Origin of the sequence: Reyranella sp. (assembly GCF_050185545.1) — a bacterium.
Taxonomy (GTDB): domain Bacteria; phylum Pseudomonadota; class Alphaproteobacteria; order Reyranellales; family Reyranellaceae; genus Reyranella.
On sequence record NZ_JBFWZI010000215.1, the window covers coordinates 1 to 10691 of the forward strand.

A 10691-nucleotide genomic window follows, 5' to 3' on the forward strand; every position below is an offset into this window, starting at 1 on the left:
GAGAACGCGCGGCTGCTAAGCGAGCTGCGTGAGAGGACTGAGCAATTGGAAGTGCAGTCCCGCGAGGTCGACAAACGCAACCGCGAACTGGAGCAGCGGGTTGCCGATCAAGTCGGCGAGATCGAGCCGCGTGGATCGGCTTGTGGCCCAAGCCGACATTGCCCTGAATCGAAGCGATGTCGGCTTCCAGGAGGAAAGCGGACCTGATGCCGACAGGCCATCGCTTCCGCTCATGACCCGGAGCGGACCTCGGCACCGCTTTGTCCGGCTTCATATTCCGCCCTGACCAAGATGTGTGCCAATGGCTGATGGACTTCTTGCCCTGGCCTTGTGACGTTCCCGCGACGAAACGCTGAACCGCCACCATGGTCACGGGCTCAGCGAACCTCTGGCAAAGGAGTAAACTGCCGGTCAAAATTCTTGGTCAGAATGCTAGGTGGCGTGATGGGAACGTCGATGAACCGCATTTCAATCATAGGCGCCGGGATTGGAGGACTCACTGCAGCCCTTGCGCTACATGACGTTGGCGCGCATGTGACGGTCTATGAGCAGGCCAAGCATCTTACTGACGAAGGCGCTGGCATCCAGATCGCGCCGAACGCTAGTCGGATCCTTTGCCATCTCGGGTTGCGCCATGTTCTGGCTGCCGATGCTGTCGCCGCAAGTACCAGCGCCTATCGCCATTACCGAACCGGTGCGGTGTTGAAAATCAATGACCCTTCGGAGAGTGTGCGACGGACCGGTTTCCCATACTGGCGCATTCACCGTGCGGATCTTCAGCGTGCGCTTGTATCAGCGCTCGCGCGGCGGGCTCCAGATGCGCTTCATCTGGGCTGGCAAGTACTGGCTGTGGAAACAGGAAGCGACAACGTTTCACTCGTCTTTAGCAACGGCCAACGCGTCACCAGCGATCTTGTCGTGGCGGCCGACGGTATTCGATCGACTGTTCGTTCAATGCTCTTCGCTCGTGATACGCCGCACTTCGAGGGTTACGTCGCCTGGCGCGGGCTTGTTCCGATGGCGGACCTTCCGGAGCGACTGCGGACAATGGGCGGCGCGTCGTTCGGGGGTGGGCGGTTTATTGTGAATTACGCTGTACGACGCGGCGAGTTGATGAACTTCGTTGCAATCGCGCGTCATGAAACGTGGGAGGAGGAAGGGTGGCGAATTCCATCGCGCCTCGCCGAGTTGCAGGAAGCGTTCACAGATTTCCACGATGATGTGCAGGAGCTGATTGGGCACACCCCGCCTGACCGACTCTTCAAATGGGGCATCTTCGGGCGCCCGCGTTTGCCGAGTTGGGTCCAGGGTCGCGCTTCCCTCCTGGGCGACGCGGCGCATCCAATGTTGCCATACCTTGCTCAGGGTGGCGCGATGGCGATTGAGGATGCGATGCTTCTGGCCCGCGCCGTGGCGAATGGAGATGGTCATGTATCAGCGCTGCAGCGGTGGGAGACTGCCCGCATGCCGCGCGTCAACCGGGTGAGCGATGCTTCTGCGGCCATGGCGGCGATGTTCCACACCGATGTCGATGCCTATGATCCCTCCCGTGACGTTTCCGCGGGCCGTTTGCCTGACCTGGCGACCTTCGACGCGTTGACTGCTCCGATCTGATCGGCTTGATCGGGTGACAACATGTCGTCTTATGGCCCACAGCGAGACGTCAAGTTCGGCCTTGGTCCTCGACAAGCTAGCCCAACGCCAGTCACTAAATAGGATGGGCCTCGAAAATGCTAAGTGGCGACTTTGTCGACACCGTCTTGGCCAACGTAAAGGCGGTGTCTGCTAGGAGTTTCGCGAATTCTTCGCGAGTACGTTCCCGTCCGCCGTCGGACATTACCAGCATCTCAAGGTCGGGCAGGAAGTGTCCCGGCGTTCCCGGCTGTCCAAGTTCCGGCAACTGCCGATCAATGACTAGCAGCCTATCCCCGGACGTCATGGCCTTCCGACAGTTCCGGAGGATCGTCATAGACCGCGCATCATCCCAGTCGTGAATCACCGTCTTCATCAGGTAGGTGTTCCCGCCGGCTGGGACATTCTCAAAAAAGCTGCCCCCAACGACCTGCGCCCGGTCGATAACCCCATGGTCGGTTAGCACACCTGTCGCCTGCGCGACGACATGAGGTAAATCGAACAAGACTCCTCGAAGGGATGGATTTGCCGCCAGGATCGCAGCCAATAGCTCTCCCGTGCCTCCACCGACATCGACGACGGTGCCTGCCTGAGCAAAGTCAAACGCTTCAAGCACCGCTCCTATCTGGGCCGACGATAAAGCCCTCATCGCCTGATCGTGAATCTCCGATTCTTCCGGATGCTCGGCGTAGAACTCAAATAGTTCCATTCCAAGCGCGCCCTTCGCTCCTCCGACTCCGGCACGGACGGCCCCGAGCAGATCTGCCCAACAGCGCCAACGCACGTCTCCCACGAGGAATAGGACAGCGGCACGAAACGAGCTTGGGACATCGGATCGTAACATCTCGGCCGCCGGGTTTAGCGAAAATTCACCGCCGCTCGATTCTGCGAAAACGCCAATCGCGCACAGTGCCCTCATCAAGCGATGCAGAGCCGCTGGATCTGTTCCCGTGGCAATCGCCAGTTCAGCGGCCCTCATGGGCTTTTGGGAGAGGTGATCTGCAACGTTCAGCTTTGCCGCTACGTGAAGTGCCTGCGATGTCTTCATGCCAGAGACGATCTGGTAAAGCGTGGCCACGGCTTGAGCCCGCGATTGGTCTTCCATGTCCTTCTCCCCACTTTTCTAAGGTCACTATGCCCCGCTGCTGATCTCCCGCAAAGGGCACCACCCCTCGAATGGGTAACCGGGTTGCACCACGGCCATGGTATCGCGGCGTGACTTGCTATGAGGAAGCAGGTCCACACCGTCTGGCCCGATGTCCGAGTTTGACCCATCTCAGACATTGGGCGTTGCCTGAACTATGCGGGAGAGTAGTCTGGGACAACCCCGAGGCTTTGCGCTGGACAATCATGGAGCAGACGATGGACGAGGCATTTCTGGCCTATCGCTCTATGGTTGAAAGCTCCACGCTTCGATCCATCTGGGTAGACGTGTATCGCGATCGTTTATGGGAGGAGGCCGCTCCGCCCGCCACGATGGCAACCATCGACGATATCCGGTTTGTGACCGACCATGTGAACCCGCAAGAAACATCTCGGATTGTCGAACTTGGGTGTGGATCTGGCGGCTTGAGCCGCTATCTGGCCCGTGCCTTTGGATCCGACGTCGTGGGCCTCGACATTGATCCCCTAGCGGTCCGATTGGCGCAGGAGCAAACCACGAACCAACCCTATTCGAGCAAGCTAGTCTTTGAGGCACGGGACATTTCCACGACCCGCCTCCCAGACAATGCCTTTGATGGCGCGGTGAGCCTCGACGTGTTGCTGTTTCCCAAAGACAAGGAAAGCGTTCTGCGCGAGGCTAGGCGCATTCTAAAACCGGGCGGTCGCTTTTGCGGGACCACTTGGGAATTGCGCGCGCCGAGCGTCGCCCTCTCTGCCCCTGCCTTCGAGGACTATACCGGGGCCTTCGAGGCGGCGGGTCTTATTGTTGAAGTCTACGAGGAAACCGACGGGTGGAAACCGCTCTTGGAGGGAGTCCTTGCAGGCATCCGGGCACGCGACGCGGACATCGCCCGCGAAGTTCCTCCAGCAAGACACGATAGGATGCGCAACTGGTCGCAAGTGAGACCAGGCGAGTTGGGCGACAATCGCCGCACGAGGTTCTGCGTTCGCAAACCGCAAACCTCGGCAAGTCCTCGGGGCTCGTGAGCGCAGAATCTCCGCAAGTGGCCCATCTCTGACGAATCGCTCGACGTTTGCGATGTCCGGAAGTGGGTCAGCAGCGGACGCGGCGATGCACGACTCTATGGGGGTTCGACCCTAGACCAACGCAATCGGGCGCACCGGGCAACCGGTCGCGCCCTTGAATTTCGCTGCCAGCAGGATGAAGCAGAAGCTCGCGATCCGGTCGCGGGCGAGCTCGTCGAGCGCGAGGTTCTCGATCAGGTGGACCCCGGCCTCGACGAGCACGTGCTGATGCACCGGCATCGCGATGCCGCGGTCCGGGTTGGGCAGCACCTCGACCGCCATGTTGTCGCAGCCGATCGCGACGACGTCGCGGCTGGTCAGCCAGCGGGCGGCGGGCACGTCGATCCCTGGCTCCCCTTGGAGATAGCGCGAATTGTCGACGCCGAAGAAGCGCCCCCAGCCGGTGCGGATCAGCACGATGTCGCCGGCCTGGATCGCCACGCCTGCCGCATCGGCGGCCCGCGCCAGGTCGTCCGGCCCAACGACGCGGCCCGGCTCGAGGAAGGCGCCGCCATCCAATCCGGAAACGTCGAGCAGCACGCCGCGACTGATCATCGGCGGCATGTGCTCGATGCCGAGACGCTCGAGCCCCCAATCGGTCACCACGTCGTTGGCGTTCAGCCCGTTGTACAGCTTGCCGCCAATGCTGAAATGGCCGAGCGCGTCGATATGCGTGCCGACATGCATCGTCATCTCGACACGCTCGACGTTCGAGCCGGCGTCGTTGGTGGCACCGGCGGCGCGGCGACGCCTGATCGAATCGCGCCAGGATGCCCAGATCGACTGAAGAAACGGTGTCTGGTTCGGCATCAGGAACGGCGCCTTGGGGCTGATCTCGTGGCTGAGATCGTAGAGGGCGCCGGTCTGGATCGAGCGCAGGGCCGAGAGGCGCCGTTCGGGCGTCAGCAGGTTCCCCGCGCCCAGCTGGTCGTCTCGTCCCCAGCGGGAATGCCCCCCGCTGGAATGATCGTGCAGGACCTCGTTCATGTCGTCACTCCGTTGATCGACCGCCGCATCGCAATCGAGCAAGATGTTCCACGAAACGGCGTGAGCAGCCAAGCGGCACAACGGGCGGGAGACGAGGCATGACGGGCGACGTAAAGCGGCTGGGCGCCGCCGAGCTGAAGCGGGAACTGCATGACGGCGGCGAGATCGCGCTGCTCGACGCCCGCGAGGAAGGGGTCTTTCACGCCCGCCATCTGCTGCTGGCCTCCTGCGTGCCGCTCGGCCGCCTCGAATTGCTGATCGACGACTTGGTGCCGCGGCGCGGCACCCGGGTCGTGTGGTGCGACGATGGTGACAGGGGCGGCGACGGATCGGCGCTCAGCGCCGCCCGACGCATGAGCGCGCTCGGCTACAGCGATGTCGCGATGCTGGAGGGTGGCATCGCCGCCTGGGAGGCGGCCGGCTACCGCCTCTACAGCGGCGTTCACGTGCCGAGCAAGGCGTTCGCCGAAGTCGTCGAGTACGAGGCCGGTACGCCATGGATTTCCGCAGTCGATCTCAAGGCGCTGATCGACCGCGGCGCCGACATCGCGATCTTCGACAGCCGCTCCTACGAGGAGTACCACAACAACAGCATCCCGACCGCGACCAGCGTGCCGGGGGCGGAGCTGGTTTACCGCTTCACCGACATGGTGCCGTCGCCCGACACGACGGTGATCGTCAATTGCGGCGGCCGCACCCGCAGCATCATCGGCGCCCAGGCCCTGCGCAACGCGGGCTTTCGCAACAAGATCATGTCGCTGAAGGACGGCACGATGGCCTGGCACCTCGCCGGGTTCGAGGTCGTGAAGGGCGCGACGCGGCGGCCGGCGGACGTGTCGGAGCGCGGACGGCGAGCGGCCGCCGAGGCGGCGTCGCGGGTCGCCGCGCGCTGCGACGTAAGGCGGATCGACAAGGCGACGCTTGGCGCCTGGCGGGGCGAAGCCGGACGCACCCTCTACCTGCTCGACGTCCGCACGCCCGAGGAATACCGGGCCGGCCATCTCGCCGGCGCGCGCTCGGTGCCGGGCGGGCAGCTGGTGCAGGAAACCGACGCCCACATCGGCACCTGGAACGCCCGCGTCGTGCTGGTCGACGACAACGGCGTGCGCGCAACCATGACCGCCTCGTGGCTGAAGCAGATGGGTTTCAACGACGTGGCGGTGCTGGCCGACGACGGCTCCGGCGGCGACTGGACGAGTGGCCCTCACGTGCCGCGCGTGCTCGGGCTCGATCCCGCCGCCACGGCGGGCGCGGGCATCGCGCCGGCCGCGCTGCGCGTCGGGCTGGCCGCCGGGCGCATGGCCGTCGTCGATCTCGATACCAGCCGGACTTATGCCCAGGGCCACATTCCAGGCGCCTGGTTCGCGATCCGCAGCCGGCTGCCCCAGGATCTGGCAAAGCTGCCGAAGGCCGAGGCGATTGTGCTGACATCGCCGGATGGCGCCTTGGCCCGGCTTGCGGCCGCCGATCTGGCGGCCGCCGCCGCTGGCACTGGCGCGACGGCAACCGCGCCGATCCTGGTTCTCGAGGGCGGCACCGAGGCGTGGGCGATGGCCGGCCTGCCAATCGAAACCGGAGCGAGCCATATGGCCAGCGAGCCGGTCGATGTCGTGCTCTCGGCGCGCGAGCGCGGCGTGGGCCGCGAGGAAGCGATGCGCGAGTACCTCGCCTGGGAGATCGACCTCGTCAATCAGATGACGACGGATGACGACCAGCGCTTCCGCGTGGTCGCGGGGTGACTGGCGCGGCAAAGGTGCCGGGGCTGGTCACACGGGAAGTTCGATGCATGGTGGGCTGAATGCCAATCTGTCTTGTCGCCATGCTCCAGCTTCTGATGCGCCACCGTCGCCGCCCCTTGTTCTTGGTGCTCGACGATCTGGGAATTGCCCGTCGGGCGTCGAGGGCGGCTCGATGATGCGGCGCGTCTCGTCGAGCGGCGGCCGGACCGCGACGGTCACGCTGCCCCGAGCGGCGGCGGACGGCTTACACCAATCGCTGCATCATCCCGGTGCAGGTGTTGTTGGGCCCGTAGAAGCGCCAGCTCAGGATGCGGTTCATCGGATCGACCCTGACGGCGACGCGGCAGGCCGACGAGGTAGCGGCGATATCCGGGATCGCCATCGCGACCGGCGCACTGCCGACCGAACCGGCGGCGAGCCCGGTATCGCCCGTGCCGTAGGGCTGCGCATCGCGCCAGATGTAGGTGGAGCCGCCGTCGTCGCCCGGCACCGATCCCTCGGGCGGCCCCCAGCGGTCGATCAGGCTGCGGATCGGCTTGCCCTGGTACAGCGGATAGGCGCGATCGGCCGTCTGCTGTGAGGTCGCCGCGCACCCGGCCAGAGCCAGAAAGGCCGCGCTCACGAGCCAGCGTCGCATCGGAATCCCTCCCCCGCTCCCCTCGAAAGGAGGCGACCCTATCAAGCCACCCCACTTCCTGAAAGCGCCATACTCCGATTCGACCGCGATCTCGACAATGGTCTCCAGATCAAACAGGAACACGGCACGACAACGACGAACGATTGGTTCGATGGCTCCCAGAGACTCTCCCTGGACGAGGAGATCATCGGCCTCGGCGCCTGCGAAGCGATCAATGCGGTCATTGGAACTTGGGCTATTGTTGCCGATCGTCAGGTTATCGAATCGGAGAGATCAAATGACTCGACCGTCCTGGCGCGCCGATCCGCTCGTGTGGGGGCATGGTCCGCGCGTCTTCGAAGTCTTTCTCGAGCCGACCTGCCCGTTCTCCGTGCGAGCGTTCGGCAAGCTCGACGCGTTGCTCGCCGAGGCAGGGCCCGACAGGATCACGATCAAGCTCCGGCTTCAGTCTCAGCCCTGGCACATGTTCTCGGGCGTGGTGACGCGTTGCGTGATCGCGGCCTCGACCCTGGAGGCGGGCAAGGAGGCGGCGAAGGCGGTGCTCGCCGCCGTCGCCGCGCATCGCGAGGAATTCGAGTTCGACCATCACGCCGGCGGCCCGAACATGAAGGCCACGCCCAGCGACATCATTGCCCGGATCGAGAGATACAGCGGATTGAAGCTGGCCGCCGCCTTCGCGATTCCCGACCTGGACCGCGAGATCAAATGGCACTGCAAGCTCGCCCGGCAGAACGGCATCCATGTCTCGCCCACTTTCCTGATCGACGGCCTGGTGCGGCCGGAGATCGGCAGCGGCGACAAGGTCTCGGATTGGGCAGCGCATCTGCTGGCCGCCTGAGCGCGGGCCATTACACGGGTGGTTGCCATGCACTCACGTTGATGCAGGTTCGGAGGTTGCGTCATGGACTGGAACGGGCAGGTGGCGATCGTGACGGGCGGCTCGCGCGGCATCGGGGCAGCGATTTGCCGTCGGCTGGCGGCGCGCGGCGCCGCCGTGGGCATCAACTACGTGGCGCGCTCGATGGAAGCCGAGACGTTGCGCGCGGAGATCGTCGCGGCCGGCGGCCGGGCCGCCTTGCTGCAGGCCGACGTCGCCGATCCGGCTGCCGTGGCGGCCATGGTCGCCGAGGCGGAAGGAAAGCTGGGAACGGTGTCGATCCTGGTCAACAACGCCGGTGTGTCCGCTCCCGCCACGCTGGAGGCCTACGATGCGTCGGAACTCGAGCGCATGCGTGCCGTGAACGTGGACGGCGTGATCCACACCGTGCGGGCGGTGATGACGGGAATGAAGGCGCGCACCTACGGCCGGATCGTCAATATCGCGTCCAACGCCGCCATCGGCACGGCGCTCCCGGGCACGACGTTCTACGCTGCGACGAAGGCGGAGGTATTGATCCTGACGCGACGGTTCGCGCTGGAGCTCGGACGGTCCGGGATCACGGTGAATGCGGTTTGTCCCGGCTGGATCGTCACCGACATGGCGCGACGCGGCGCCAGCGAGGAGGCGTTCGCGCAGCGCGTGGCGTCGATGCGCGAGCGCACCATGGTCGGTCGGGTGGGCGCGCCGGAGGACATCGCCGCCGCCGTGGCTTTCCTGGTCGCGCCGGATGCCGGCTTCGTCACGGCCCAGGTGCTGACGGTCGATGGCGGGCGCATGGATTACATCGGCCACGGGTGACAGCCGGTTCGGCTTGACGCGCCTGCGGCCGGCAAGAAGCCAATGCGTTCGACGCGCTGTGCGTCGATAATGGTCGGACATGCGACATGATCGAGTCATCGTCTTCTGGACCGCGGGCGTCTCGCCCGCACGTCCCATGAGCGGGCGAGACGCCCGCGGTCCGGAAGAGGATGATCTCGCATGACCTCCCTCATCCTGTCGCCAGGTGAGGTGCCGCTCGCCCACTGGCGCGACATCTATCGCGGTGCCTCGGCGACGCTGCCGCCTGAAGCCTACGACGCCATCGAGTCCTCGGCGCAGGCGGTCGCGGCGATCATCGCCCGGGGGCAACCGGTCTACGGCATCAACACCGGGTTCGGGAAGCTCGCCAACGTACGCATCGAGGCCGCGGACCTCGCCACCCTGCAGCGCAACATCGTGCTGTCGCATGCTGCAGGTGCCGGCCCGCCCATGCCGGTCGCCGTCGCGCGCCTGATGATAGCGCTCAAGATGGCAAGCCTCGCGCAGGGTGCCTCGGGCGTGCACGCCGCGACCGTGCGCCAACTCGAGGCGCTGCTCGCCAAGGGCCTCACGCCCGTCGTGCCGTGCCAGGGCTCGGTCGGCGCGTCGGGTGACCTGGCGCCGCTTGCCCACATGAGCGCGGCGATGATCGGCGTCGGCCACATGATCGTGGGCGAACGGACCGTGCCGGCGGCCGAGGCCCTGGCGGAGGCCGGACTCGCGCCCCTGCAGCTCGGCGCCAAGGAGGGGCTGGCGCTGCTCAACGGCACGCAGTTCTCGACGGCCTATGCGCTCGCCGGCCTGTTCGAGGTCGAGACCCTGTTCGGCGCGGCGCTGGTGACCGGCGCGCTATCGACCGACGCGGCGCGAGGCTCGGATGCGCCGTTCGATCCGCGCATCCATCGCCTGCGCCGGCACAAGGGCCAGATCGCGACGGCGGAGTCGCTGCGCCGGCTGATGGCCGGCTCGGCGATCCGTGCCTCGCACCTCGTCGGCGACGAGCGCATCCAGGATCCCTATTGCCTGCGCTGCCAGCCGCAGGTCATGGGCGCGGTCCTCGACATCCTGTGGCAGGCCGCCGATACGCTGGCGACCGAGGCCAACGGCGTCACCGACAATCCGCTGATCTTTCCCGACAGCGGCGAAGCTTTATCGGGCGGCAACTTCCACGCCGAGCCGGTGGCCTTCGCCGCCGACATCGTCGCGCTCGCGATCTGCGAGATCGGCTCATTGGCCGAGCGGCGCATCGCCATGCTGGTCGATCCGACACTGTCGGGACTGCCGGCGTTCCTGACCGCGCATCCCGGCCTCAATTCGGGCTTCATGATCCCGCAGGTCACGGCGGCCGCGCTGGTCGCCGAGAACAGGCAGCGCGCCCATCCCGCCAGCGTCGATTCGATCCCGACCTCGGCCAACCAGGAAGACCACGTCTCGATGGCCGCGCACGGCGCGCGCCGCTTGCTCGACATGGCGGCGAACGCCCGCACCATCGTCGGCATCGAGCTGCTGGCGGCGGCGCAGGGCTGCGACTTCCTGCGTCCCCTCGTCTCGAGCCCGCCGCTCGAAGCGGTGCGAGCCCTGCTGCGCCGCGACGTGCCGCGTCTCGAGGAGGACCGGCATCTCCATCCCGATATCCAGAGGGCGACGGCGCTGGTTACCGGCGGCGCGATCGTCCGCGCCGCCGGCAGCGACCTGCTGCCCACGCTCGATCGAAGAGGAGTCGCATGACCCGCATCGACAACGCCCGCGTCGTCCGCGCTCCCCATGGCACGTCGCTCTCCGCCAAAAGCTGGCTCACCGAAGCGCCGATGCGCATGCTGATGAACAA

The 10691-nt window shown here is 65.7% G+C and carries 10 protein-coding genes; 7 read left to right on the top strand and 3 right to left on the bottom strand.

What is annotated here, in order from left to right:
- Together AB7O82_RS33130 and AB7O82_RS33135 are read left to right on the top strand one after the other, a co-directional pair.
- Nucleotides 1-207: hypothetical protein (locus AB7O82_RS33130; RefSeq protein WP_428551679.1), on the top strand; the 207-nt coding region annotated here is incomplete at its 5' end.
- 249 nt (nt 208-456) lie between these two features.
- Nucleotides 457-1614 (top strand): FAD-dependent monooxygenase, encoded by a 1158-nt coding sequence (locus AB7O82_RS33135; RefSeq protein WP_428621291.1) that lies wholly within the window; start codon nt 457-459, stop codon nt 1612-1614.
- Nucleotides 1615-1708: 94 nt separating this feature from the next.
- On the opposite strand, the gene AB7O82_RS33140 is transcribed toward AB7O82_RS33135, so the two are convergent.
- A complete protein-coding gene (locus AB7O82_RS33140) occupies nt 1709-2737 on the bottom strand; it encodes a methyltransferase (RefSeq protein WP_428551673.1) in 1029 nt (342 codons plus the stop codon).
- Between the two features lie 257 nt (nt 2738-2994).
- Here AB7O82_RS33140 and AB7O82_RS33145 point away from each other — a divergent pair, with 257 nt between their 5' ends.
- Nucleotides 2995-3783: a methyltransferase domain-containing protein gene (locus AB7O82_RS33145; protein ID WP_428551670.1), complete on the top strand. Its 789-nt coding sequence runs from the start codon at nt 2995-2997 to the stop codon at nt 3781-3783.
- A gap of 111 nt (nt 3784-3894) precedes the next feature.
- Here the strand turns inward: AB7O82_RS33145 and AB7O82_RS33150 are convergent, their stop codons facing one another.
- The gene (locus AB7O82_RS33150) at nt 3895-4809 is read right to left on the bottom strand and encodes a cyclase family protein (protein ID WP_428551667.1); all 915 of its coding nucleotides are present in this window, start codon (nt 4807-4809) and stop codon (nt 3895-3897) included.
- A gap of 98 nt (nt 4810-4907) precedes the next feature.
- On the opposite strand from AB7O82_RS33150, the gene AB7O82_RS33155 reads away from it, so the two are divergent.
- Nucleotides 4908-6548 (top strand): rhodanese-like domain-containing protein, encoded by a 1641-nt coding sequence (locus AB7O82_RS33155; protein WP_428621292.1) that lies wholly within the window; start codon nt 4908-4910, stop codon nt 6546-6548.
- 244 nt (nt 6549-6792) lie between these two features.
- Here AB7O82_RS33155 and AB7O82_RS33160 read toward each other — a convergent pair whose 3' ends face one another.
- The gene (locus AB7O82_RS33160) at nt 6793-7185 is read right to left on the bottom strand and encodes a hypothetical protein (RefSeq protein WP_428551662.1); all 393 of its coding nucleotides are present in this window, start codon (nt 7183-7185) and stop codon (nt 6793-6795) included.
- Nucleotides 7186-7462: 277 nt separating this feature from the next.
- Between AB7O82_RS33160 and AB7O82_RS33165 the strand changes: the two genes are divergently transcribed.
- The 3 genes from AB7O82_RS33165 (at nt 7463) to hutH (ending at nt 10591) form a co-directional block, all read left to right on the top strand.
- Complete coding sequence (locus AB7O82_RS33165) at nt 7463-8023, top strand: DsbA family protein (protein WP_428551659.1); 561 nt, start codon at nt 7463-7465, stop codon at nt 8021-8023.
- A gap of 63 nt (nt 8024-8086) precedes the next feature.
- Nucleotides 8087-8863 carry an SDR family NAD(P)-dependent oxidoreductase gene (locus tag AB7O82_RS33170; protein WP_428551656.1) on the top strand — a complete coding sequence of 259 codons (777 nt, stop codon included), beginning with the start codon at nt 8087-8089 and terminating at the stop codon, nt 8861-8863.
- Nucleotides 8864-9043: 180 nt separating this feature from the next.
- Nucleotides 9044-10591, top strand: a complete 1548-nt coding sequence (hutH, locus tag AB7O82_RS33175; RefSeq protein ID WP_428621294.1) for a histidine ammonia-lyase — start codon at nt 9044-9046, stop codon at nt 10589-10591.
- Nucleotides 10592-10691: the final 100 nt, after the last annotated feature.